General features: G+C 69.6%; 36 protein-coding genes. All 36 read left to right on the plus strand.

Going from position 1 to position 23,564, the window contains the following annotated elements:
- Positions 1-1,790, plus strand: a 1,790-nt coding sequence (locus K9U40_RS10130; protein ID WP_282890072.1) for a transposase domain-containing protein, incomplete at its 5' end; no start/stop codon positions are given.
- 53 nt (positions 1,791-1,843) lie between these two features.
- Positions 1,844-2,818: an AAA family ATPase gene (locus K9U40_RS10135; protein WP_282890073.1), complete on the plus strand. Its 975-nt coding sequence runs from the start codon at positions 1,844-1,846 to the stop codon at positions 2,816-2,818.
- A gap of 10 nt (positions 2,819-2,828) precedes the next feature.
- A complete protein-coding gene (locus K9U40_RS10140) occupies positions 2,829-3,137 on the plus strand; it encodes a hypothetical protein (RefSeq protein WP_282890074.1) in 309 nt (102 codons plus the stop codon).
- Positions 3,134-3,493 (plus strand): hypothetical protein, encoded by a 360-nt coding sequence (locus K9U40_RS10145; RefSeq protein ID WP_282890075.1) that lies wholly within the window; start codon positions 3,134-3,136, stop codon positions 3,491-3,493. The genes K9U40_RS10140 and K9U40_RS10145 overlap by 4 nt, the downstream gene beginning before the upstream one ends.
- Positions 3,490-3,846 carry a hypothetical protein gene (locus K9U40_RS10150; RefSeq protein WP_282890076.1) on the plus strand — a complete coding sequence of 119 codons (357 nt, stop codon included), beginning with the start codon at positions 3,490-3,492 and terminating at the stop codon, positions 3,844-3,846. The genes K9U40_RS10145 and K9U40_RS10150 overlap by 4 nt, the downstream gene beginning before the upstream one ends.
- The gene (locus K9U40_RS10155; protein WP_282890077.1) at positions 3,830-4,489 is read left to right on the plus strand and encodes a DUF3164 family protein; all 660 of its coding nucleotides are present in this window, start codon (positions 3,830-3,832) and stop codon (positions 4,487-4,489) included. The genes K9U40_RS10150 and K9U40_RS10155 overlap by 17 nt, the downstream gene beginning before the upstream one ends.
- Before the next feature lie 10 nt (positions 4,490-4,499).
- A complete protein-coding gene (locus tag K9U40_RS10160) occupies positions 4,500-4,709 on the plus strand; it encodes a hypothetical protein (RefSeq protein ID WP_282890078.1) in 210 nt (69 codons plus the stop codon).
- Positions 4,706-4,969: a host nuclease inhibitor protein gene (locus tag K9U40_RS10165; protein WP_282890079.1), complete on the plus strand. Its 264-nt coding sequence runs from the start codon at positions 4,706-4,708 to the stop codon at positions 4,967-4,969. Before K9U40_RS10160 ends, K9U40_RS10165 begins: the two co-directional genes overlap by 4 nt.
- On the plus strand, positions 4,966-6,030 hold the full coding sequence (locus K9U40_RS10170; RefSeq protein ID WP_282890080.1) for a helix-turn-helix domain-containing protein: 1,065 nt from the start codon (positions 4,966-4,968) through the stop codon (positions 6,028-6,030). The genes K9U40_RS10165 and K9U40_RS10170 overlap by 4 nt, the downstream gene beginning before the upstream one ends.
- 62 nt (positions 6,031-6,092) lie before the next feature.
- Positions 6,093-6,773, plus strand: coding sequence for a regulatory protein GemA (locus K9U40_RS10175; protein ID WP_282890081.1), 681 nt, complete (start codon positions 6,093-6,095; stop codon positions 6,771-6,773).
- On the plus strand, positions 6,773-7,042 hold the full coding sequence (locus K9U40_RS10180) for a hypothetical protein (protein WP_282890082.1): 270 nt from the start codon (positions 6,773-6,775) through the stop codon (positions 7,040-7,042). The genes K9U40_RS10175 and K9U40_RS10180 overlap by 1 nt, the downstream gene beginning before the upstream one ends.
- Positions 7,039-7,410, plus strand: coding sequence for a helix-turn-helix domain-containing protein (locus K9U40_RS10185; protein WP_282890083.1), 372 nt, complete (start codon positions 7,039-7,041; stop codon positions 7,408-7,410). The genes K9U40_RS10180 and K9U40_RS10185 overlap by 4 nt, the downstream gene beginning before the upstream one ends.
- Before the next feature lie 75 nt (positions 7,411-7,485).
- A complete protein-coding gene (locus K9U40_RS10190; protein ID WP_282890084.1) occupies positions 7,486-8,682 on the plus strand; it encodes an N-acetylmuramidase domain-containing protein in 1,197 nt (398 codons plus the stop codon).
- Positions 8,675-8,956 carry a hypothetical protein gene (locus K9U40_RS10195; RefSeq protein ID WP_282890085.1) on the plus strand — a complete coding sequence of 94 codons (282 nt, stop codon included), beginning with the start codon at positions 8,675-8,677 and terminating at the stop codon, positions 8,954-8,956. Before K9U40_RS10190 ends, K9U40_RS10195 begins: the two co-directional genes overlap by 8 nt.
- Positions 8,956-9,303, plus strand: a complete 348-nt coding sequence (locus K9U40_RS10200) for a hypothetical protein (protein WP_282890086.1) — start codon at positions 8,956-8,958, stop codon at positions 9,301-9,303. Before K9U40_RS10195 ends, K9U40_RS10200 begins: the two co-directional genes overlap by 1 nt.
- Complete coding sequence (locus K9U40_RS10205) at positions 9,266-9,520, plus strand: hypothetical protein (protein WP_282890087.1); 255 nt, start codon at positions 9,266-9,268, stop codon at positions 9,518-9,520. The genes K9U40_RS10200 and K9U40_RS10205 overlap by 38 nt, the downstream gene beginning before the upstream one ends.
- Complete coding sequence (locus K9U40_RS10210; protein WP_282890088.1) at positions 9,517-9,942, plus strand: DUF2730 family protein; 426 nt, start codon at positions 9,517-9,519, stop codon at positions 9,940-9,942. Before K9U40_RS10205 ends, K9U40_RS10210 begins: the two co-directional genes overlap by 4 nt.
- A 10-nt stretch (positions 9,943-9,952) precedes the next feature.
- A complete protein-coding gene (locus K9U40_RS10215; RefSeq protein WP_282890089.1) occupies positions 9,953-10,258 on the plus strand; it encodes a hypothetical protein in 306 nt (101 codons plus the stop codon).
- Between the two features lies 1 nt (position 10,259).
- Positions 10,260-10,871 carry a DUF3486 family protein gene (locus K9U40_RS10220; RefSeq protein WP_282890090.1) on the plus strand — a complete coding sequence of 204 codons (612 nt, stop codon included), beginning with the start codon at positions 10,260-10,262 and terminating at the stop codon, positions 10,869-10,871.
- Positions 10,864-12,507: a hypothetical protein gene (locus tag K9U40_RS10225; RefSeq protein WP_282890091.1), complete on the plus strand. Its 1,644-nt coding sequence runs from the start codon at positions 10,864-10,866 to the stop codon at positions 12,505-12,507. Before K9U40_RS10220 ends, K9U40_RS10225 begins: the two co-directional genes overlap by 8 nt.
- A complete protein-coding gene (locus tag K9U40_RS10230) occupies positions 12,507-14,147 on the plus strand; it encodes a DUF935 domain-containing protein (RefSeq protein WP_282890092.1) in 1,641 nt (546 codons plus the stop codon). Before K9U40_RS10225 ends, K9U40_RS10230 begins: the two co-directional genes overlap by 1 nt.
- Before the next feature lie 8 nt (positions 14,148-14,155).
- A complete protein-coding gene (locus tag K9U40_RS10235; protein WP_282890093.1) occupies positions 14,156-15,535 on the plus strand; it encodes a phage minor head protein in 1,380 nt (459 codons plus the stop codon).
- Positions 15,528-15,743: a hypothetical protein gene (locus tag K9U40_RS10240; protein WP_282890094.1), complete on the plus strand. Its 216-nt coding sequence runs from the start codon at positions 15,528-15,530 to the stop codon at positions 15,741-15,743. Before K9U40_RS10235 ends, K9U40_RS10240 begins: the two co-directional genes overlap by 8 nt.
- Positions 15,740-16,261, plus strand: a complete 522-nt coding sequence (locus K9U40_RS10245) for a phage virion morphogenesis protein (protein ID WP_282890095.1) — start codon at positions 15,740-15,742, stop codon at positions 16,259-16,261. Before K9U40_RS10240 ends, K9U40_RS10245 begins: the two co-directional genes overlap by 4 nt.
- A 187-nt stretch (positions 16,262-16,448) precedes the next feature.
- On the plus strand, positions 16,449-17,558 hold the full coding sequence (locus K9U40_RS10250) for a phage protease (protein ID WP_282890096.1): 1,110 nt from the start codon (positions 16,449-16,451) through the stop codon (positions 17,556-17,558).
- Between the two features lies 1 nt (position 17,559).
- Complete coding sequence (locus K9U40_RS10255) at positions 17,560-17,964, plus strand: hypothetical protein (RefSeq protein ID WP_282890097.1); 405 nt, start codon at positions 17,560-17,562, stop codon at positions 17,962-17,964.
- A gap of 13 nt (positions 17,965-17,977) precedes the next feature.
- The gene (locus tag K9U40_RS10260; protein WP_282890098.1) at positions 17,978-18,871 is read left to right on the plus strand and encodes a Mu-like prophage major head subunit gpT family protein; all 894 of its coding nucleotides are present in this window, start codon (positions 17,978-17,980) and stop codon (positions 18,869-18,871) included.
- 17 nt (positions 18,872-18,888) lie between these two features.
- A complete protein-coding gene (locus K9U40_RS10265; RefSeq protein WP_282890099.1) occupies positions 18,889-19,518 on the plus strand; it encodes an HI1506-related protein in 630 nt (209 codons plus the stop codon).
- A gap of 12 nt (positions 19,519-19,530) precedes the next feature.
- Complete coding sequence (locus K9U40_RS10270; RefSeq protein ID WP_282890100.1) at positions 19,531-19,845, plus strand: hypothetical protein; 315 nt, start codon at positions 19,531-19,533, stop codon at positions 19,843-19,845.
- Positions 19,842-20,276 (plus strand): gp436 family protein, encoded by a 435-nt coding sequence (locus K9U40_RS10275; protein WP_282890101.1) that lies wholly within the window; start codon positions 19,842-19,844, stop codon positions 20,274-20,276. The genes K9U40_RS10270 and K9U40_RS10275 overlap by 4 nt, the downstream gene beginning before the upstream one ends.
- Complete coding sequence (locus tag K9U40_RS10280; RefSeq protein ID WP_282890102.1) at positions 20,277-20,855, plus strand: hypothetical protein; 579 nt, start codon at positions 20,277-20,279, stop codon at positions 20,853-20,855.
- A gap of 1 nt (position 20,856) precedes the next feature.
- Entirely contained in the window at positions 20,857-21,096 is a 240-nt protein-coding gene (locus K9U40_RS10285; protein ID WP_282890103.1) for a DUF2635 domain-containing protein, read from the plus strand.
- 5 nt (positions 21,097-21,101) lie between these two features.
- A complete protein-coding gene (locus tag K9U40_RS10290) occupies positions 21,102-22,568 on the plus strand; it encodes a phage tail sheath subtilisin-like domain-containing protein (RefSeq protein WP_282890104.1) in 1,467 nt (488 codons plus the stop codon).
- 12 nt (positions 22,569-22,580) lie between these two features.
- The gene (locus K9U40_RS10295) at positions 22,581-22,946 is read left to right on the plus strand and encodes a phage tail tube protein (RefSeq protein ID WP_282890105.1); all 366 of its coding nucleotides are present in this window, start codon (positions 22,581-22,583) and stop codon (positions 22,944-22,946) included.
- Positions 22,943-23,437 carry a hypothetical protein gene (locus tag K9U40_RS10300; protein ID WP_282890106.1) on the plus strand — a complete coding sequence of 165 codons (495 nt, stop codon included), beginning with the start codon at positions 22,943-22,945 and terminating at the stop codon, positions 23,435-23,437. The genes K9U40_RS10295 and K9U40_RS10300 overlap by 4 nt, the downstream gene beginning before the upstream one ends.
- Positions 23,434-23,562 carry a hypothetical protein gene (locus K9U40_RS10305; RefSeq protein WP_282890107.1) on the plus strand — a complete coding sequence of 43 codons (129 nt, stop codon included), beginning with the start codon at positions 23,434-23,436 and terminating at the stop codon, positions 23,560-23,562. Before K9U40_RS10300 ends, K9U40_RS10305 begins: the two co-directional genes overlap by 4 nt.
- Positions 23,563-23,564: the final 2 nt, after the last annotated feature.

Below are 23,564 nucleotides of genomic sequence, written 5' to 3' on the forward strand. Positions count from 1 at the left end.
GCCCTCGGCGGCAGAACGCCGGAGGAGGTCCATACGGCCTGCGACAGCATCGACATGGCGGCGTAACGCACACCAGAACCAAGCTTAGCAAAGCCGCCAATCTGTCCGCCAAACCGGGACCACCTCACTGGAAATGGTTCGAATGCCTGACCGAGACCAAGAAGGCGCAGGCCCGTGCCAAGCTGGAAGCCCTGCAGGCGGTGGATGCGCTCGTCGTCGCCGGCACCGAGCGCGACCTCGCCATGATGATGGTGGCCGGCCAGCTCAAGCTCACCCGACGCACCCTCTACAACTGGGCGGCGGAGGTGCACGGCATCGAGCGGGCCGACTGGCTCCCCTTCCTCGCCCCGCAGCATGCCGGGCGGCAGGCCGAGGCCGAGTGCTCGCCGGAGGCGTGGGAGTGTTTCAAGGGGCTGTACCTGCGGCAGGAGCAGCCCACCGCCACCAAGTGCTATCGCGACCTTGAGAAGATCGCGAAGGAGCGGGGCTGGACCATCCCGTCGCGCAAGACACTGGAGCGCCGCTTGGCCAAGCTCGACCGGGCGACCACCGTCTATTTCCGGCAGGGGCCCGAGGCGCTCAAGCGCCTCTATCCCGCCCAGCAGCGCGACCGCACCGCGCTCCATGCGCTGGAGGCGGTCAACGCGGACGGCCACAAATGGGACGTCTGGGTCAAGTGGCTGGACGGCACCATCGCACGGCCGGTCATAGCCGCCTGGCAGGACCTCTATTCGGGCCTCACCCTGGCGTGGCGGGTCGACCGCAGCGAGACGAAAGAGGTGGTTCGGCTCGCCTTCGGCGACGTGGTCGAAACCTACGGCATCCCCGACCACATCGTCCTCGACAACGGGCGGGCGTTCGCCAGCAAGTGGCTCACCGGCGGCACCGAGACCCGGTACCGGTTCAAGGTGAAGGATGAGGACCCCACCGGCCTCTTCCCCGCGCTCGGCTGCGAGGTGCATTGGGCGACACCCTACCACGGCCAGTCCAAGCCCATCGAGCGCATGTTCCGGGACTTCTGCCAGGACATCGCCAAGGATGTTCGCCTCGCCGGCGCGTGGACCGGCAACACGGTGGCCAACAAGCCGGAGAATTACGGCTCGAAGGCCATCCCCCTCGAAGTCTTCCTGCAGGTGATCTCCGAGGGCATTACCGAGCACAACAGCCGGCTCGGCCGGCGCACCGGCACCTGTGCCGGCAAGCTCTCATTCCAGCAGGCTTTTGCTGCCTCCTACGAGGTGTCGCCTATCCGTCAGGCGACGGCCGAGCAGGCCCGCCTGTTCCTCCTCGCGTCCGAGCTGGTCACCGCGCGGCGGCCGGACGGCGCCGTGCACCTCTACGGCAACCGCTACTGGTGCGAGGCGCTGGTGGACGCCATGGGCCGCAAGGTGGTGGCCCGCTTCGATCCAGACGCGCTGCATGCCGGCGTCCACCTCTACCGGCCGGACGGCGCCTATCTCGCCTTCGCCCCCTGCGTGGAGGCGGTGGGCTTCTTCGACACCGAGGCGGGCCGTGCCCATGCCCGCGCGCGCTCCGATTGGCTCCGGGCGGCCAAGACCATGGCCCACGCCGAGCGGCGCCTCGCGCCCGAGGACGTGGCCGCCATGCTGCCGCAGGTCACGCCGCCCGAGCCGCCCGAATCCAAGGTGGTGCGGCCGGTGTTCGGCACCGTCGGCAATGCGGCCCTCAAGGTGGATCACGCGCACGACCAGGAGGCCGTGCTCACGGATTTCGGGAAAGCCGTCGCGATGCTCGTCGCCTCCCGAAAAGGAGACGGCGCGGAGGAGTGAGCCCCGCGCCGTCGATCACAACAGGTCAATGTCAGCAACCAGGAATCCATAGCATGAATATCGCGGTCGGAGAAACGCTGACCCTCGAAGAGATCGAGGCGATCCGCGCGGAAGTGCGCATCATCATGGCGGAAGAAGGCCTGACACAGGCCGACATCTCCAAGGAAACCGGCATCGCCTACGGCACCTTCACCGCGTGGAACGCCGGAACCTACAAGGGTGACAATTCCGGCTTCGCCATCAAGGTGCGCCGGTGGCTGGAAACCCGGCGCGAGCGCAAGCGCACCCATTCGGTACTGCCCAAGGCGCCGAGCTTCGTCGCCACGCCCACGGCGCAGACCGTCATGGAGATCATGGCCTTCGCCCAGGCGGCGCCGGATCTTGGCGTGGTGGTGGGGGGCGCCGGCATCGGCAAGACCACGGCCATCGAAGAATACCAGCGCCAGCACTCCAACGTTTACGTGGTGACCGCCGAGCCCTGCCTCTCCAGCCCCAACAATATGTTGTCGGCCATCGCCGACGAGCTGGGCGTCATCGAGCGGCGCAACACCTATGTGTCGCGTGCCATCGTCGCCCGGCTCAAGGGCGCCTCGGCACTGCTGGTGGTCGATGAGGCGCAGCACCTGTCCAGCCAGGCGCTCGACCAGCTGCGCACCATCCACGACAAGGCCCGCTGCGGCGTCATCGTCTCGGGCAACGAGAGCGTGTTCGCCCGCCTGCAGGGCGGCGAGACCAAGGGCGCGCAGTTCGCGCAGCTGCATTCGCGGGTGGGCATGCGGATCGTGCAGGCGACGCCCCGCGCCCGCGACATCTGCGCCCTGGTGGCGGCCTGGGGGATCGATGCGGCCTCGCCCGAGGCCAACCTCCTCAAGCTGATCGCCCGCAAGCCCGGCGCCCTGCGCGGCCTCACCAAGGCACTGCGCATCGCCAACATGCTCGCGGCCGGCTCCGGCGAGGCCTTGAGCGCGCGGCACATCCGGCAGGCCTGGTCGCAGCTGTCGTCGTCCAGCCTCGACACCGCAGCGTGAGGAGGCGGCTATGCACCTGTCCCAGGAACTCACCCTCATCGCCCAGTGGTACGAGCGCCACCTCTCCGGCGACATCGTCATCACCGCCCCGGCCGCCTATGTTCTGGCCGGCCAGTTCCGCGACTACGCCGCCCGTGCCGCCGAGCTGGAGGAGCTGGCGCGCACCCTCACCCAGATGGAGGCCGTCGCCCAGGACTTCGACGCCCTGGCGCAGCTGGGCGGAACCGCGCCACGCCGGGCTGTCGTGCCCTCGGCGGCGATGGGCGCGGACAATGTCGTCGCCTTCCCGGCGGCACCGCGCAGCGGGGGCGCCGCATGAGCCGGCTCTGCCTCGACAAGGTGCCGGCCGGCACCGCCGATCGCATCGTGAGATGGATCGCCCAGGGGTGGTCCATGCCCATGATCGCCAGCGAGCTGGGGTGGCAGATCACCTCGGCCTACACCTACTGCACCCGCCTGGGGATCGCGCTGCCCGGCATGGGCGCCCACGCCACCGCGCGGCGCGCCACGGGAGGCGCGAGCGGCCTGATGAAGGCCGCCATCCCCGTGCCCAAATGGGTGCCGGACAGCCTGAGGGGCGAGTACCGGGACTTCGCCGCCGACTTTGGCGAGGAGGAGGCGGCCCGCCGCATCCGCCGCCTCAAGCGCGAGATGCAGGAAGGGTGCGCGGCATGAGCGCTCCCGTCTCCATCTCCGCTTTCCACCGGGCACTGGACATCGCCGACTTCCTGTCCACATCCGGCAACCGGCGACAAATTCACAGGGTGTCCGTGGACGACACCCGCGATCTCGTCCGGACCGTGGTCGCCCTCGCGCGCGTCGCCCAGGCGGCGGCGGACTATCTCGTCGCCCAGGAGGTGGCGCTCGACGCCACGGAGCACCCGCTCGACACCACGGAGAAGTTCGCCGCGTCGGAGGCCGCCGATGCGGCTGTCGGCGCGACCCATGACGCTCTCACCGAGGCGCTTGTCGCGCTCGGCTACCTCATCCTTGAAACCCCGGAGACCACCAATGGAAACGCAGGCTGAATACGTGGCGGCGCCGTACAGCGACGGCGTGATTGAAGTCAGCGGCAAGAAGTACATGGCAGACGCCAAGGGCGCCCTGGTGCCCTTGGCCCTCGTCAAGCCGGTGGACAAACTCACCGACGAAGCCGTGCGCAAGATGATCCACTACGCGCGTGACCTGTCGGCTCAAATTGGCCGGTTCCGCGGCCATTGCTTCGATGATGTCGGCTCCCTTCAGGCTCTTATCGCCCAGGAGTACGGCGCCACGGTCGGTGGCCAGAAGGGCAATATTTCGCTGACCACTGTCGACGGCACGCTCAAGGTGCAGGTGCAGGTGGCCGACCTGATCGAGTTCGGCGCCGAGCTGCAGGCGGCGAAAAAGCTTCTGGATGCCTGCCTCTCCGAGTGGGCGGAGGGTTCGCGCGACGAGATCCGCGCGCTCGTCACCCGCGCGTTCCAGGTCGACAAGGAAGGTGTCGTGAACCGCGCCGAGCTGTTCATGCTGCTGCGCTTCGACAGCCCAGACGAGCGCTGGCGCAGCGCAATGGCTGCGATCCGCGACAGCATCCGCGTGATCGGGTCGAAGACCTACATCCGCTTCTACGAGCGCGCCGCCCCTGATGCTCAGTGGCAGTCGATCAGCATCGATCTGGCTCGGGCCTGAGGAGGGGATGATGGCTGAGACCAAGGGGCCGACGCCCATCTCAACCGAGCTGGACCTCTATCTTGAGAGCTTCCAGGTCGTGCTCACCTTCACCTTCGGCAGCGAAGAAGAGGCCGATTCTGTCTTCGACAAGATGGGCGCCTCCATCAAGGCCAAATTGCTGGAGATCAAAGCCGTCCAGCCGCGCGCGCCCATCGAGAGCGACGGGGGTGCAAAATGACCTTCTTCGCCTTCACCAACCGCGCTGGCGTCATCGGCTTCGGCCACCGCATACCGGCAGACGCCCTCCACATCGCGGACGATCCAGACCAGGGGCGGCTGCACGACGTGGTCGAGGGCCTGGCCCGCCACGACCATGACGGGGAAACCCTGCTGGTGCCCGGCATCCCCGAAGCCACCTTCGAGTTCGATGCGGTGGATGCGCTCCTGGAGTTCCGACGCCGGGTCGCCCGTCGCCTTGCGCAGGAGGCGCGGCCATGACGGCGCTCGATCTCCACTGCGACGACGCCACGCCCTTCGCCGACGAGGCCGGGGCCAACCAGCATTATCGCGAGGTGGGCCTCCGCCTTGGCCGCGGCGTCCGCACGCCCATCGTCGGCCGGCGGCCGACCAGGGTTGTCCAGGCGGAGCCGCCGGCGCCTCTCGTTGCCGCCGCCCCTCCGCCGCCGCCCCGCGTGGCGGATGCCATGCCCGGCCTGGTGATCGGGCCGGCCAACGCGCTCGCCGTCCAGGCGCTGGAGCACTTCGCCGCCGGCGCCATCGAAGGCCCGCTCTACATCCAGGGCGCGCCGGGCCTCGGCAAGTCGCTGCTCGCGACGGCAGCGCGCATCCTGTGCCCCACCGCCGTGGTGCTCGATGACGCCGACGACAAGATGGCGACGCCAGCCATGCAGATGAAGCCGGCGCGCCTGGTGCTCACGTCCGCGGCGCTTCCCGTGGAGCAGGCCAATCCGACCCTGCGCCGCATCTGCCGGGAGGCCGCGCTGGTCACCCTCGGCGCGTTCGACCGGAACCACACTCAGGCCGTGGCGCTGGCGATGGTGCAGACGCATCGGCTCCATTTCCCGGAGTTTGGCCTGCCTGAGATCGTGCTCGACCACCTCGTCGAGCACTGCAGGGAGGGTCATGTCCTGGGCGCCGCCATCAAGGGCCTGCTGATGCGCCACTGGTCGGGCGCCGACATCACCGCCGGTGCGGCGGCGGAGATCCTGGCGGCCTACGAGGGGGAAAGGGCGCTCCAGCGCATCACGATTGCCCAGGTCCGGAAGGTGGTGGCGGCGCATTACGGCGTGTCCGTCGTGGACCTCTGCTCGCAGCGGCGCACGGCCGCCGTGGTGCGCCCCCGCCAGATCGCCATGTACCTGGCCAAGATGCTCACCCTGCGCTCCCTGCCGGAGATCGGCCGGGCCTTCGGCGGGCGCGACCACACCACCGTGCTCCACGCCACCCGCAAGTTCGCGACCCTCGCGTGCACCAATGCCGCGGTCGCCCGCGAGATGGCGATGCTGGAACAGAAGATCCGCGGGGGAGGTGAGGCATGACACTCGCGCATGGTGTTGCGAGGGGAGCCGATGGTCAGCCCCTCGCGATCGGAGATCGCGAAATGATCGCCGCCGCCCCCGCCTCCTCCAAGCAGATCGGCGCCATCCATGCGCTCAAGGCCCGCATGGGGCTCGACGACGACAGCTATCGCAATGTGCTCCAGGCCGAGACCGGCCAGCGCAGCGCCAAGGGCCTGTCCGCCACCCAGGCCGGCCGTGTGCTGGACCGGCTGAAGGCCTGGACCAATCCCGTCGCGCCTGCGGCTGCTGCGCCCGTAAAGCCCGCGGCCGAGGGCGCCCTGCGGCTGGAAGGCGCCTATGTCGGTGTGTGCCGCGCGCTCTGGCTCGCCTGCTACAATCTCGGCCTCGTCAGGGACCGCACCGACCGCGCTCTTGTCGCCTTCGTGGAGCGCCAGACCGGCATCGCCTCGCTCAACTGGGTCCGTGACGGCAAGGACGCCCGCAAGGTGATCGAGGCGCTGAAAGGGTGGCTCGGCCGGTCCGACATCACGTGGGACGTGCCCGCCGACACCCTCGCCAAGTGGGGCTATACGCTGCCGCGCTGGCGCAAGCTGGCGGTGATCCGCGCCCAGGTGAAACGCCTCCACGAGATGGGCGAGTACGCCGCCACCCCGACCCGCGCCGCCCTGGACGCGGCCGACGAGCGCGGCCTCGACGAGATCTCCTCGGACCTCGGGCGCCGCCTGCGCAAGGCCCTCGGCCGCAAGACGGGAGGCAAATGATGGCCCGCCGTCGCTCGCCCTCCTGCCGGCGGCCGCGCCGCCGCGCTGTCACCATCCCTTTCGAGACGCTGCTCGCCGGCGACCCGGAGCTGCAGCGCTATCATGCGCGCTGCACGGGCAACGGCATGTCGCTGCGCACGCCGCGTCTCTGGAGCCGCCGGGACGGCAGCTTCACCGCGCGTTTCGAGTGGTGCCGCCACGACGGGGCGAACACCACCTCCATCGTCTACACCTGCACCTATGTGCGGGAGGCGGCGGCGCAGCCATGAGCGATCTGCCGCCCCCCACCCGCGAGGTATCGCGCCTCGCCCGCCTGATCGGGCCGGAGCCGACGCTTGCGCTGGTGGAGCGGTGGGGCGGCACGCGGCTCTATGTGCCTAGCCCGATCCCGGAAGGGCACGAGATCTGGCATGTGGTCGGGGTGGACGCGGCGCGCTATCTCGCCGAGCGCTACGGGCACGGCCAGATGATGGTGCCGGTGGCCCGGCGCTGGCGGGTGCTTGTCTATCGCGCCCGAGGCATGTCTTATGCGCAAATCGCGCGGGCGGTGGGCGGCAGCGAGCGCTCCGTGTACCGCATCCTCTCCGAGACCGAGGGCGCGATCGGTCAGATGGATTTCTTCGACCGCCTGATCTGATCAGCCTGCACCTGTCAGCATGTCCGCTGCGGGTGCGCACGGCCATCCTGCCTCATCTCCACCGATGAGGCGCCCATGCTCTCCCAAGACATCATCGACGCCGTCGTCGCCGCGGCCAAGGACGCGCAGATCCCGCCCGCGGCGCTCCTCGCCGTCGTGGAGGTGGAGAGCGGCGGCACCGCGCTGGAGATCGACGGGCGCACCCCGCGGCTGCTGTTCGAGCGCCACGTCTTCCATCGCGAGCTGAAGCAGGGCTGGCCCGGCAAGCTTGCTGCCGCCGTCAAGGCCGGCCTCGCCATCCCGAAGTGGTCGCGCGACACCCAGTACAAGGATCAGGGCAACTCCCGCGCCCGCCTCGCGCTCCTCGCCCGCGCCCGCGCCATCGAGGAGGAGCCGGCGAACCGCGCCTGCAGCTGGGGCCTCGGGCAGACCATGGGCTTCCTGGCCGAGGAGCTGGGCTACGGCACGGCCACCGCCATGGTGGCGCATATGACGGCCGGCGGCATTGCCGCCCAGGTCGACATGATGGTCGCGGAGATCCGCAAGAAGGGCCTCGTCGACGAACTGCAGCGGCAGGACTGGGTCGGCTTCGCCATCCGCTACAACGGCCCCGGCTATGCCAAAAACCAGTACGACACCAAGCTCGCCGGAGCCTTCCGCCGCTGGGAGCGCTGGCTTGCCGCCGCGGCTGCAGGCGCGGCCGATCCGCCGCCGCAACACACCCGGCTGACGAAGCGCGAGATCGAGGCCGTCCAGCAGCAGCTCATCGACCTCGGCTATCCCAAGGTCGGCATCGTGGACGGCAAATGGGGTCCGGACACCACGGGCGCGGTCAGAGCGTTCCAGGTCTACGAGGGCCTGTCCGGCACCGGCGACTATGACGACGCCACCCGGCAGGCCCTCGCCGAGGCGACGCCCCGCGCCGTTTCCGATGCGCGTGCCGCCACCACGGCGGATGACCTGCGCGCCGCCGGCTCACAGACGGTTGCCATCGCCGACAAGGGGCGCGGCATCGTCAGGACCATCGTGGGCCTCGGGCTCGCCGGCGGCGCCAAGGAGGCGGGCGATGCGGGGTTGCTCGACCAGGCGCAGTCCGCCGTGGACCAGGTGCAGGCCGTGCGCCCGCTGGTGGAAGGCGCGCGCGAGCTGATCGGCTGGGCGACGTCGCACTGGTGGATCGGCGCCCTCATCGTCGGCTTTGTCCTCTGGCGCCAGTTCGGCAGCGTTATCGAGCGCCGCGTCGCCGACCAGGTGAGTGGCCGTCATGCGTGAGCGCTCTCCCGATCGCGATTTCGAGGTCGCCCTGGTCATCCTGCGCGAGGGCCACGCGGTGGCCCGCCGCCGGTGGGCCGACGCCTGCGGCCCGGTGGAGCTGCTGCCGCCGGCCTACATCCATATCGGCCCCGAGCGCCGGCTCATGGGCGTGTGGCGGGGGCCGCCGGTCCGCATCCGCGAATATCGCCTCACCGGCGAGGACCTGCTCGCCACCGACTGGCGGTGCATCCCCGCGTCGGAGTTGCTGGCCAGCGAGCGGGGGCGGTTCTGATGCTGAAAGCCCTCGGCACCCTCCTGCTCGATCCCGCCGCGCTCCTGCTGATGCTGGTGGCCGGCGCCGGCGGCGCCCTGTGGGGCTGGCACGGCGGCGAGGCCGCAGCCACCGGCCGGTGCGAGGCCGGCGCCCTGCGCGCCCAGCTCGCCACCGTCACGGCGGCGCGCAACGCCCTGCAGGCCCGTCTCGACACGCTCGCCACCCTTGCCGCTTCCGACGCCGCCCGTGCCGCCGAGGCGGCGCAGGCGGACAGGTCCAACGCACAGGCCGTCCATGCCACCCCTCCAAATCCCCGCGCTTGCCTTGATGCTGATGCTGCTCGCCGGCTGCGCGGCATCCGTTGAGCCGCCGCCGCCCCCGCCACCCAGCGTGCTGCCGGAGATCCCCGAGGACATCCGCGCCTGCCTGCACATGGAGGGCGTCGAGATCCCCGAGCGCGGTCTCGATGCCGGTGAGGTGGAGAAATTCTGGAAGGGCGACCGCCGCATCCTCGCCGCGCTGGGGCGCTGCGGACAGCGGTTCGTCCTTTGGTACGACCAGCTGAGGACGAACTGGCGATGATGGCGCTCATCAAGGACTGGGTGTGGCTGGTGACGGCCATCGGGCCGTTTCTGCTGGGCATCGGCCTGCTCTACTTGCGCAGCCAGTTTCCGACCAAGGTGGAGCATGCAGCAGCGGCGGAGACCTTGCGCGCCGAGCATGCCAAGGCCACCGGAGACCTCAAGAAGTCCATCACCGAGCTGACCGCCCAGGTGGAGGAGCGGCGGAGCGATACCGATCGCCGGCTCATCCACCTGGAGGCCGTCACCGAGCACCTGCCCACGCGCTCCGATATCGCCGCGCTCGACCGCCGGATGTCGGACGTGGAGCGCCAGAGCGCCGTGACCGCCGAGACCGTCCGCGGCGTCGAGCGCATCGTCGCCAAGGTGGATCGCACCGTGGAGATGGTGCTCGCCAACCAGATCCAGGACGCAAGATCCTGAGGAGACAATCGTGAGCCTTGCCGAAGATCTTGCCCGCGACCGCCGTCGCCTCATCCTGGAGCATCTCGCCGCGGCCGAGGGGCACGGCCTCGGCGCCGGCGTGCTGGAGACGGTGGTCGCCCAGGCGCGCCACCGCGCCTGGCGCGACGTGGTGCAGGCCGACATCGCGCTGCTCGCCCAGCACAACCTGGTGCGCACCGAGGACCTGCCCTCGGCCATCGGCCTGCAGACGTGGGTAGAGCTGACGGGTCTCGGCCTCGACGTCGCCAACGGCCGCGAGCACCCGGCCGTCGCCCCCAAGCTGCCGAGCTACTGAGATGGGCAAACGCTCCTCGGTCGACGCGCTCCCCCAGGAGGTCAAGGACTGGCTCATGCGCCTGCGTGAGCAGGGCGCGACCTATGACCAGATCGTCGCCAAGCTGCGCGAGCTGGACAACCTCGCCGTGGTGCCGTCGCGCTCGGCGCTGCACCGGCATATCCAGGAGGCCGAGCGCACCAAGGAGATGGTGGATCGGCAGCGCATCGTGGCCGAGGCCATGGTCAAGGATCTGGGCGAGGTCGACGATAGCCGCGTCACCCGTGGCAACATCGCCATGTTGCATGCCATCCTCACCCGCGTGCAGCAGACGGCGATCGACGCCATGATGACCGGCGACGGCAGCATCGACATGTCGCCCGGCGAGATCATGCAGCTTGCGAAGGCCCTCGATCACCTCGGCAAAACCGCCAAGGACGACGTGGCGCGCACCATGGCGATCGAGAAGCGTGCGTTTGAAAAGGCTCGGGCCGCCGCCGCCGCGGTGGCGGTAGGCGTGGCGCAGGAGGCTGGCCTCAGCGCCGAACGTATCGCCGAGATCCGCCGCGGCGTGCTGGGGTTGCGCCATACGTCCACGCCCACCTCGCAGCCCGAGGACATCGGCGATGCGTAGCCCGACGCCGCAGGTGCTGCCCGCGCTCTCCAGCCTGGACGATCTCTTCCCGGTGCGATTGCTGCCGGCGGACCACGACCCGTTGGCGGATGGCATCCTCATGGCGCACCAGGTCGCCTGGATTGAGGACCGGTCCATCCTCAAGCTCGGCGCGAAAGGGCGTCGTACCGGCATCACCTATGGCGAGGCGCTCGACAACACGCTGATCGCCGCCGCCTCCCTCAGCGCCGGCGGCGACAATGTGTTCTACATCCCCGACGTGAAGGACAAGGGGATCGAATACATCCGCTACGTGGGCCATTTCGCGCGGGTGGTGTCGAAGGAGCTGGGCACGATACAGGAGTTCCTGTTCGAGGACCGGCTCCCCAACGGCGACAGCCGCAAGATCACCGCCTGGCGCGTGCAGTTCCTGTCCGGCTTCCGCGTCGTTGCCCTGGCCTCCCGGCCGGCCAATATCCGAGGCCTGCAGGGCGTGGTGGTGATCGACGAGGCGGCGTTCCATGCGGACGTGGCCGCCGTGATCGATGCCGTCAACGCGCTCCTCATCTGGGGCGGGCGCATCCGCATCATCTCCTCGCACAACGGCGAGGAGAACGCGTTCAACACGCTGATCAAGGACACGCGGGCCGGCCTCTACGACTACTCCATCCATCACATTCCGTTCTCGCTCGCGGTGAAGAACGGGCTGTACGAGCGCGTCTGCCTCATGCGGGGATGGACGCCGACGCAGGCCGGCCGGCAGGCATGGCTCAACACCGTCCTGCGCTCCTACGGTCCCCGCCATGAGGCGAGGGACGAAGAGCTTGAGGCCATCCCGCGCAAATCGTCCGGCGTCTACCTGCCGCGCGCCCTCGTGCAGAAGGCGCAGCGCCAAGGCATCCCCATCGTGCCGTGGTCGGTTTCGGAGACCTTCTACCTCGACGACGAACGCATGGCGGTGGGAAAGCGTTGGTTCGCCGAGCACGTTCGCCCGCTGCTCGCCGCTCTCGATTCCTCCAAGCGTCATGTGCTCGGCCAGGACTTCGCCCGAGACGGCGACCTCTCGGTGATCGTGGTCGCGGAAGAAGGGCTCGGGGACGTCTGGTCGGTCGCCTTCCAGATCGAGCTGCGGCGCGTGCCGTTCGATGTCCAGCGCTACATCCTGTTCGAGATCCTGGACCTGCTGACCCGGTGGCTCGCCAAGCTCGATGCCCGCGGCAACGGCCAGTCACATGCAGAAGCTGCCCAGCAGAAGTTCGGTGTCGACCGCGTCGAGTGCGTGATGGCAACGGCGCAGTGGTACGCACTCCACTTTCCGGAATACCGCGCGGCCCTCGAAGACGGCACGTGGCTCTTGCCCATGGGTGAGGATGTCATCGCCGATCACCGGCTCGTGGTCCTGCGCAACGGCTTTCCGGCCATGTCCGACCAGCATGTGAAGGGCCAGGACGGTGAGTTCCGGCACGGCGACAGCGCGATCGCCGGCCTGCTTGCCCATGCTGCCACCGACTCGGAGCCGATGGAGTACGGCTACCGCCCGGCGGCCCGTCCCGCGGCCTCCACCGAGGGCGGCCTGGACCGCGACGGCTTCTGGCGGCCGGCTCGGGATGACCGACCGCGCCATTCCCTTCTGCCCCGATTCCGTGGAGGCCTGTGATGGCCCGCCTGTCCAAGATCCTCGGCCCCGATGGCCGCCCGGTGGACCTCGACGCCCTGTTCGACAAGGCCAAGGCGGGGCCGACGCTCACCGGCGTGCGCTCGCCCATCTCCGGCCACCCGGCGGACGGGCTCACGCCGGCGCGCTTGGCGCGCATCCACCGGGCCGCCGCCCAGGGCGATATCCTCGCCTACCTGGAGCTGGCCGAGGACATCGAGGAGCGCGACCTGCATTATGCCGCCGTGCTCGGCACGCGGAAGCGGCAGGTCTCGCAGATCCCGGTGACGGTGGAGGCGGCGAGCGACGATCCGGAGCACATCAAGCATGCCGATTTCGTCCGCGACTGGCTCTCCGAAGGGGTACTCGACGCGGCTCTTTTCGACCTCTGCGATGCCATCGGCAAGGGCTTCTCGGTCCTCGAAATCGAGTGGGAGGCCACGCCCGAACGCCCCGCCACCCCGACCGCGCTCACGTGGCGCGATCCCCGATGGTTCACGGTCGACGAGCTGAGCCTCGACGAGATCATGCTGTACGAGGGCATCGGCAAGGAGCCGCTGGCCCCGCACAAGTTCATCGTGCATCGGCACAAGTCCAAGAGCGGCCTCACCATCCGCTCCGGCCTCGCCCGCGTTGCCAGCTGGGCGTGGATGTACAAGGCGTTCACGCTGCGCGACTGGGCGCTGTTCTGCCAGAATTACGGCATGCCGATCCGCGTCGGCCGCTACGGCGCCGGCGCCACCGACGAGGACAAGGAGATCCTGTGGTCGGCGGTGGCGAACGTCGCCGGGGATTGCGCCGCCATCGTGCCGGACTCGATGAAGATCGAGTTCATCGAGCTGAAGAACGCGGCGGACGGCTCGAAGCTCTACGAGGCCCGCGCGAGCTGGATGGATGCGCAGATCTCCAAGCTCGTGCTGGGGCAGACGGCCACCACCGATGCCAGTCCCGGCAGCCACGCCGCTGGCAGGACGCACCGCCTGGTGCAGGAGGACATGGAGCGGGCCGACGCCCGTCTGATCGCGGCGACGCTCAACCGCCAGCTCGTCCACCAGATGGTGGCCTTCAACTTCGGGCCGCAGGCGAAATATCCGCGGCTCATGATCGGCCGGCCCGACGAGCTGCCCATCTCCGTCATCGTCGAGGCCATCGACAAGCTCGGGAGGCAGGGGCTGGAAGTCGAGGAGAGCCAGATCCTGGACCGGCTCGGCCTCACCGAGGCCGCCAAGGGCGAGAATGTGCGCAAGATCGGCGGGCGGCCACCGCCGGCGGAACCCAAGGCGCCCTCGGCGCCACCCATCCTGCCGGGCCTGCCGGGCGGCCCTCCGCTCGCTGGTGCCCGGCCGCCGGCGGCCGGCCTCACCCGTCATCTCGTGTCGCTCCATGCCTCGGCGCCCGACCCGGAATATGTCGATGCGCTCACTGTGCGCCTGGCTGCGGAGATGAGCGGCGTCATGGCCGGCCTCACCGGCGAGATCCGCCGCGCCTTCGACGAGGCGACCGACATGCAGGACCTCGCCGACCGCCTGGAGCGCATGCAGCTCGATCCCAAGGCGTTCGCTGAGGCGATGACGCGCGGCATGGCGCTCGCCCACCTGGTGGGACAGGCCGCCCTGGTGGATGAGCTGCGTCACGAGATCTGACCGGCGCCATGGCCACCACCCTCAGCGCGCTGGACCTGCCTTTCGAGGAGGCCATCGCCTTCCTGCGGCAGAAGGCGAACATCACCTCGCAGGACTACACGGACGTCTGGGGCAGGGCCAACGTCAAGTCCTTCACGGTGGCCGGCGCCGGCACGCAGGCGCTGGTGGACGATTTCCGGTCCGAGGTGGCAAAGGCGCTGGAGAAGGGCACCTCGCTCCAGGAGTTCCGCAAGTCCTTCGACGCCATCGTCACGAAGCACGGCTGGGACCACACCGGCACGCCGGGATGGCGCTCGCGGATCATCTTCGAGACCAATCTCGGCATGGCCTATAGCGCCGGCCGCTACGCCCAGCAGACCGAGCCCGAGACCCTCGCCGCCTTCCCTTTCTGGCAGTATGTGCACTCCGGCGCCCTGCATCCGCGCATCGAGCACAAGGGCTGGGACGGAACCGTCCTGCGCGCTGACGATCCGTGGTGGTCGACGCACTATCCGCCCAACGGCTGGCACTGCGGCTGCAGGACCCGTCCCGTCTCCGCCCGCGGCCTCGCCCGCATGGGCCGCAGTGGGCCGGACAAGGCACCGCGGGTGGAGATGGTGGAGCACGTCATCCGCAAGACCGGCGAGGTCGTCCGGGTGCCGAAGGGGATCGACCCCGGCTTCGACTACAATGTCGGCCAGGAGTGGACCGGGCGGGCGCCGCAGATCCCGGCCAATGCCACGTTGAAGCCCCGCGCGGCGGTGCCGGCCCTGCCGGAGATGCCGAAGACGCCGGCCGGGCCTGCGCGCCCGCGGGTGCCGGACGACGAGCTGGCAACCGTCCTTCCGGCCGGCCGGCCGCATGCGGGCACGCCGATCCCGCCCCGGCAGTTCGCATCCCTCGCGGAGGCCGATGACACCCTCGCGGCCGAGGCCGCGGAGTGGGCGGCATCCCTCTCGCGGGAGGAGCGATATGCGGTCGCCCAGTATCGCGGCTCCGCCGGGTTCCTCATGAACGAATTGCTGCGCACGGGCGCGAGCCACAGTGTGCTCGGTCCTCAGATCGAGCAGCTGACGACCGCGCTGGAGCGATCCCGGCTGAAGATGCCGGTGCGGGTCTGGCGCGGCGTGTCCGGCGGCCCGGCCCTGCGGCTGCAGGTGGGGGATGTGGTCCCGGAAGCCGGCTTCTTCTCGGCGACGGTGGATGCCCGCATGGCCGCGGAAATGGCTGGAGCCGAAGGTGTCGTCATCGAAATCGACCTGCCGGCGGGCGCGCGGGCGGCCTATATCAACCATGTGCCGCGCGTGTCCGCCGAGCCCGAATATGAGATGCTGATGCCCCCGCGCCGGCGCCTCCGCGCGATCTCCCGGGTCGGCAACCGCATCAAGGTCGAGGTGCTCGATGACTGAACGCGAGGAACTGCTCCAGCGCATCGCGGCGGCCGGCGTCGATGCGGCGTCCTATGCGGATGCGCCCATCGAAGAGCTGAGATGGACGGCGCAGCAGTATGAGCGTGCGACGCGCCTCATCGCGGAGAAGGGCCGGCTCGGCGCGTTGTGGAGCCAGGGCTTCGGTCCCGATGGCGGCTTCGGCCCCGGTGGCAAGCGCGGGAAATGAGCGGCGTCACCCTTCAGACGACCATCGCGGACAGCGCCGCCCGGGCCTACTTCACCGCGCTCGCCACCGTCATGGACGACACCACGCCCGTGATGCGGGCGATCGGCGTGGGGCTGGTGGAGGGCACCCACACGCGCTTCGAGCACGCGGTGTCGCCGGACGGCCAGCCCTGGGCGCCGCTGCTGCCGGCTTACGCGGCCATCAAGAAGGGGCCCGGCATCCTGCGCGAGAGCGCCATGCGCGGCGGCCTCATGGGCTCCATCACCTTCCGCGCCGGCCGCGCCGAGGTGGAGGTGGGCACCAACAAGATCTACGCCGCCGTCCACCAGTTCGGCGCCACGATCGAGCCGAAGAACTGGCCGTGGCTGGTGTTCCGGCTCGCGTCCGGCATGGTCTTCGTCGGCAGCGTGACCATTCCGGCGCGGCCCTATATCGGCATCTCGCGCGACGACGAGCAGATGATCCTGGAGACCATCATCGACGCGCTCGACCGGCGCACCGGGAGCCGGCCGCTCTAAGAGGCGCGTAAGAGGCGTAAGAGGCGCCTCCGGCGGGCCTCGACAGGGGGCGGGCTGTCGAAGTACCCATGGCAGGGCCGCGCGGCTCCTGAGCCATCCCTGCGCGTCGCCGCGCCCCGCGCCCCGGATCTGCAGCCTGCACCTGTCAGCATGTCGCGATCATCGCGCGGCGGGCACTGTCGCCGGCATGCTCGTTGATCTGATCCTCTTCTCCGCGTTCGCCGGCGACGACGTGCCCGAATGGGTGCACCTCGTGCCCGCCGGGACGTTCAAGGGCCGCGACGGCCGCGGACCCTACACGCTCGACGCCCAGGCCGTCCTGTCGGGCCTCAAGGCCGGCGGCAAGCTCGCCATCGACGAGAACCATGCCATCGACGTGGCGGCCCCGCGGGGCGAGCCCTCGCCGGCGCGCGGCTGGATCGTGGAACTGCAGAGCCGGGCCGATGGCATCTGGGGACGGGTCGAGTGGACCGGCAGCGGTCGCCAGCTCATGGCTGACAAGTCCTATCGCGGCATCTCCCCGAACCTGCTGGTAGAGCGCGCCACCGGGCGTGTCGTGGGCGTGGTCCGCGCCTCTCTCGTCAACGATCCGAACCTCTTTCTCGCCTCCCTCCACAACCGGAGTTCCGATCACATGGATCTCGTCAAGCTGCGGGAGGCCCTGGGCCTTGCCGCCGACGCATCCGAGGCGGCGATCCTCGCCGCCATCGGCGCGCAGAAGACGGCCGTCTCCACCCACCAGGCGCAGACGGCCGCCATCGCCAAGGCCCTCGGCCTCGCGGACGGCGCCACCGGCGACCAGGTGGTGACCGAGCTGCAGGCGCGCCAGTCCGACGCCGGCAAGCTCGCCGCCGTGAAGTCTGGCCTCGCCGCCGCCGGGCTCGATTTCGACAAGGTGACCGCCGTGCAGATCGAAACGCACCTGCGCGCCGGCGGCGGGGGCGAGGAGGTCGCGACCCTGCGCACCACCGTGACCGAGCTGCAGACGCAGCTGGTCAACCTCCAGAACGACACCGCCAGGGAAAAGGCGGTCGCGTTCGTCGACGGCCAGATCGTGGCCGGCAAGATGATCCGCACCCTGCGCGACCATTACATCGCCCGGCACATGAAGGAGCCGGAGGCGGTGGAGAAGGAGCTGGGCGCCCTGCCGTCGCTCCACGTGGGCGGGCGCCGCGCGCCGCCCGCCGCGGCGCAGGACGGCGCGGCTCTCAGCGATGCCGATCGCGAGGTCTGCGAGCTGATGGGGCTCGATCCCAAGAAGTTCGCCGAGACCAAGAAGTCCATGGAGGTGCTGTGACATGGCCGCGCTCACCAAGGATCGGGACACCGCCGAGCGGCGCAACCGCGACTTCTCCATCCCCGCGGCCGCGTCGAAGACCTTCTACGCCGGCGCCCTCATGTGCGTGTCGGCTACCGGCTACGGCACGCCCGGCGCCACCGCGACCACGCTCAAGGCCCTCGGTCGCGTGAAGCGGCAGGTGGTGAGCCCCGCCGTCGATGGTCAGGTCACTGTCGAGTACGAGCGCGGCCTGTTCCGCTTCGCGAACTCGACGTCGACGGACCTCATCACCCGCGCCGACATCGGCTCGCCGGCCTACATCGTCGATGACCAGACGGTGGCAAAAACCAACGGAAGCAACACCCGCTCGGCCGCCGGCATCATCCGCGACGTGGATGACCTGGGCGTCTGGGTCGAGTTCTGAGGACGCAGCTCCCATGATCGTCAACCGTCCCAATCTGCTCACCCTCGGCGTGGGCTTCAACACGGCTTTCACCCAGGGTCTCGGCCAGGGCGAAAGCCAGTATCAGCGCATCGCCACGCCCGTGCCGTCCACCACGGGCGAGCAGGAATATGGCTGGCTCGGCAAGGTGCCGAACGTGCGCGAGTGGATCGGCGATCGCCAGGTCCAGAACATCTCGGCGGGCTCCTATCGCATCAAGAACAAGGATTTCGAGCTGACCCTCGCCGTCGATCGCAACGACATCGAGGACGACAACATCGGCATCTATGCGCCGCTGTTCCAGGAGATGGGCGCCGCCACCGCCAGCGCCTATGACCGCTCCGTCTGGGGGCTGCTGAAGGCCGGCTTCACCACGCCCTGCTATGACGGCCAGTATTTCTTCGACACCGACCATCCCGTGCTCAACGAGAACAAGGTCGAGGTCTCCGTCGCCAACACGGACGGCGGCGCCGGCGCGCCGTGGTTCCTGATCGACGACAGGCGCACCCTGAAGCCGATCATCCTCCAGGTCCGCAAGGCCTGGCAGTTCGTGCCGAAGGACAAGCTCGACGACGACAACGTCTACCACTCCAAGAAATTCCTCTATGGCGTGGATGGCCGCTACAATGTCGGCTACGGCTTCTGGCAGTATTGCTGGGGCTCCAAGCAGCCGCTCGACGCGGACAGCTATGGCGCCGCCCGCGCGGCGCTCTCGGGCATGACCGGCGACTACGGACGCCCGCTGGGCATCATGCCCCGGCTCCTCATCGTGCCGCCTTCGCTGGAAAAGGCGGCTCGCGAAATCCTGCAGAACGACCGCAACGAGGTCGGCGCCACCAATCCCTGGAAGGGGACCGCCGAGCTGCTCGTCGTTCCGTGGCTGGCGTGAGCGGGAGGGCAGGCACCATGAAAATCAAGATCATCTGCGCGGCGCCGGGGATGCGCCGCGCCGGCGTCACGCACGCCGAAAAGGTCAAGGTCTGGCCGGCGGACACGTTCTCGGCCGACCAGATCGCCCAGCTGCGCGCCGATCCGGCGTTTTCGGTGGAGCTGGTCGACGATGACCAGGCGATCCCCGTGGCCGGCCCCGACCGTCCGACCGTCGAAGGCGTCCTGCGCCTGCTGCTGCAGGGCGCGCCCACGGACGATCTCGTCGCCGATCTGACCGATGCCGTCGTCACGGCACTCGGCCTGGGCACCGGCAACGAGGCGTTCCGCCCCGTCGCAAACCAGATCTTTGCGCAGCATGCCTATGCGGGCGACACCAATACCGAGGGGGCGCCGACGCCACCGCCGGCTGATGCGGGGCCGTCTTCGGACGGTCCCATGCAGGCCGGCACCGGCGATGCCCCGGACAACGCCGCACCCACCACCTCCGGACAGACCGAAGTGGATGGTGTCACCCATGGTGCCGAGGGCACCGGGAAAAGCGGCGAGGCGTCGGAGGAGGTGGCGGCCACCTCCTCCGAGCCGACCACTTCGGAACCGGTCTCTGCGCCGGCCAAGAAGGCCCGCGCCACCAAGTCCACCAGCTGAGCGGAGAAACGCATGTCTCCGCTCATTGCGGGCCCTATCTTCCGGCCCGAGACCAATCCGCTTCTGCCGGGCCGCATCGTGCATTACGTGCTGCCCGAGACCAGCCCGCGCGCCGGCGAGATCCGGCCCGCCATCATCGTGCGCGTCCATGCCGGGCTGGACCATCCGCTCTCGCCCGGCATGTGCAACCTCAAGGTCGTGACCGACGGCCCCAACGACGACTATCTCGCCGATCAGTGGGTCGGCTCGGTGCTCTTCTCCGAGCAGCTGGAACCCGGCTGCTGGAGCTGGCCCCGCCCGCTCGGTATCGAGAGTGTGCAGTCGTGAGCTACGCGACCGTCACCGACATGACCTCGCGCTTCGGGGACGTGGAGATGCTCCGCGTCTGCGTCGCCGATGGTCTCCTGCCGGCCGAGGGCGAGCCCATGCCCACGGCCCGCATCGAGCAGGCGCTCTGGGACGCGTCGGTGCTGGTCGACAGCTATCTGCGGGCGCGGTACGCCGTGCCGGTTTCGCCCGCCCCCGCCGAGCTGGTGCGCGCCACCTGCGTGCTCGCCCGCTACGACCTCGCCCATGGCGGCGACCGCGAGCCCTCCGAGCAGATGCGCCTGGCGCGCAAGGAGGTGCTGACCTGGCTCGCCGACCTCGGCTTCGGCCGGGTGTCGCTGGAAGGGCTGGTGCCCGTCTCCGCCGCCGCCGGCGCGCGCTTCGCCGACCGGCCGCGCGCCTTCACCTCCCGCACCGATGGAGGCCTCTAGATGGCCGGCGTCGATCCCATCACCGAGATCCACCAGGCGATCGAGCCGCTGCTGCGGCCCTATTTCGCGGAGCGGCGCTGGCACATCGAGCCGGTGCCGTGGCCCATGACCCAGACCGAGTTCCAGCGCCTGCTGGGCGTCACGCCCTGGATCGGCCTGCACTGGGAGAAATTCACGCCCGACGCCAATTGCGGCCGGCGCCTCAAGGGCGCGCACCAAATGCGGCTCACCCTGTGCGTCAAGAATGCCGGCGGCCGCGCGACGCGGCTCCTGGGCGACCGCCTGGGGCCGGGCCTGTTCCCGTCGCTCACCACCGCCGCGGCGGTGCTGCATGGTCGCGCCCTGCCCGGCATCGGCACGCTGGCCGTGGGCAGCGTGGAGCAGAGCTACAATGACGGCTATGGCGGGCTCGACATCGCCATCGGCACCCTCACCTTCAGCTGCCACACGCTGTTCGGCGACACCCTCGGCGCCGTCGCCGAGGCGCCCGAGTTCGCCCAGCTCGTCTCCACCTTCGAGGTCGATCCGCCGCGCGAGGACGGCCTCCCCGTGACCACCACCACCGATCTGGGGACCTGACATGGCCGACGCCGACAAGATCTTCGCCCGGCCGGCGCCGGGCCTCACCCTGCCGCTGCCGGACGGCCGCCCTTGGCCGGCCGAGGGCGACTGGGTGGAAAAGGACCGCTATGTGCGCCGCCGCCTCGCCGCGCGCGAGATCGAGATCGTCGATCCGCCGCCGGCGTCCGCCGTGCCCGCCGAGACGGCGCCCGCGCCGGCTGAGCCTGCGGCCGCGAAGACCACCAAGTCCCGGAGCTGAGCACCATGATCAACTTCGACGAGGTCCCGTACGAGTATTACAAGCCCGGCACCTATATCGAGGCGGCCGCCAACTATGACCGCGCCGGCCTCGTGGCCTATCCGGCACGCGCCCTCCTCATGGTGCAGAAGCTCGCCTCCGGTACTGCCCAGGCGCTCCAGCTCTACCGCATCACCCGGCCCGAGCAGGGCGCCGCGCTGTTCGGCGTCGGCTCGGTGGGCGACGACATGGTCCGCGCCTGGAAGAAGGCCAACAAGACCACCGATGTTTACGCCATCGCCCAGGGCGACGACGCGGCCGGCGTGGCGGCGACCGGCACCTTCACCTTCACCGGCGCCGGCGCCGGCGTGGTGCCGCTCTATATCGGAAATGTGCGCATTCCGGTGAAGATCACCACCGGCATGACCGTGACGCAGATGGCTACGGCGGCGGTGAGCGCCATCGCCCTGCGCGCCGGCCTGCCCGTTACCGCCAGCTCCGCCGCGGGCGTGGTGACGCTCACGGCGCGCCACAAGGGCGAAGTGGGCAACCATATCTCCCATGCCGTCGCCCGGCGCATCGACGACAGCATGCCCACCGGCATCGCCGTCGCGGTCGGCGCGATGGCGAATGGTGCCACCAATCCCGACGTCCAGGACATCCTGGACGCGATCGCCGCGGAGCGCTTCACCGACGTCGTCGTGCCCTGGGATGATTCCGGCACTCTCGACGCGCTCGCCGACGATTTCGCCGCGCGCTTCACCGCCATGGGCAGGAAGGATGGCGGCGTGTTCGTCGGCCATCGCGGCACCTTCGGTGCGCTCACCACCAAGTGCGCCATTACCAACTCGCCGCACATCACCCCCATCGGGGCGGACGGCATGATCGAGCCGCCCTGGGTGTGGGCATCCGCCCTCGGCGGCGTCGCGGCCTTCCAGCTCACCAACGATCCGGCCCGCCAGCTGCGCAGCCTGGTGCTGCCGGGCATCACCGCGCCGCCGTCCGCCGCCCTGTTCACGGAAGACGAGCAGAACCTCCTGCTGCAGGGCGGCTGCTCCACCTTCAACGCGCTGGATGACGGCGCCGTCACCCTCGACCGCGTGGTCACCACCTACAAGATGTCGCCGCTCGGCATCACCGACCACGCCTGGATGGACATCATGGTTCCGCGCGTGCTCACGCGTATCCGCTACGACTGGTCGGCCTGGACGTCGCTGACCTATCCCCGCTCCAAGCTGGCCGACGACGACAGCATCGCTGCCAGCCAGGACACGGATGGCGTCATCGTCACGCCGAAGCGCATGCTCGGGTCCTGGGGCGCCCGGTGCCGGCTCTATGCGGCGCGGGGCTGGATCGAGAACATTTCCGACACCCTCGCGCGCTCCCGCTTCGAGCGCGACGACACCGACCGCAACCGGCTCAACGGAAAGCAGCCGATCACGATCATGGGCAACCTCATGATCCTCGCCGGCCGCCTCGAGTTCGACGCCTGATAGGAGGGCTCAATGCCTCAGGTCCTCGGTATCATCAACATCACCTGGCGCGGCCGGCGCATCGACGTCGAGAAGGGCGCGAAGCTGAAGCTCGGTGGCCTCAAGAACAATGTGGTGGTCTACGGCCGCAAGGCCGGGCGGGCGCAGGAGTTCGTCAACTCCGAGATCACCGCCACCACGCACCTGGAGCGGGGCAAATCCTACCGCTCGCTCTACGACACGGAGGAGGGCGAGCTGGTGGTCGAGTGCGACACCGGCCAGATCTACACCTTCCCCGATGCGTTCCTCATGGACGGCCCCCCCGAGATGACCGGCGGCGAGGGCGGCAAGATCGAGCTGAAGTGGGGCGCCGGCGAATATGAGGAGATCGTGTCGTGACCAGCACCCGCCCCGCACTCGTGATTGAAGATCCCACCCCCACGCCGGCTGCCGCCACCACGTCGGCGAGCGACATCTTCGAGGCGCCGGCCGCGCCGGCGGCGGTGGTCGAGCCGATCACCTCGTCCGCCGTCATCGACGAGGACGGCTCGGCCGCGGCCGAGCTGCCGGCCCGCGCCATCCGCAACGAGGACGGCTCCGTCACCCTGCCTCTCGTCTATCCCGTGGCGCTGCAGGTGCGCTCCTCGTCCGGCACGGTGCGCACCGAGACGTTCGAGGCGCTGACCCTCCACCGGCTGACCGGCAAGGACATCCGCCTCATCTCCGCCGCGCCGGCCGAGGGCCAGCCGGCGGTGCTGCTGGCGTGCAGCACCCGCCTACGCCCCGCCATCGCCCATGCCCTGTTCGACCAGATGGATGCCTCCGACGTGCGGGACATGACGGCGGTCGCCACCCATTTTTTCGACGGTGGCCGCAAAACGCCGAAGTGATCCTCGGCGGGCTGGCGGCGAACACCGGGTTCGCCGCCGCCGAAATCGACGCGATGGATGATGGCGAGGCGCTTGGCTGGTGGCGGGCGCTCGCCGCCTACAACGAGGCCGCACAGGAGAGCTAGGC

The organism is Xanthobacter autotrophicus (assembly GCF_030015065.1).
Taxonomy (GTDB): Bacteria; Pseudomonadota; Alphaproteobacteria; order Rhizobiales; family Xanthobacteraceae; genus Xanthobacter; species Xanthobacter autotrophicus_D.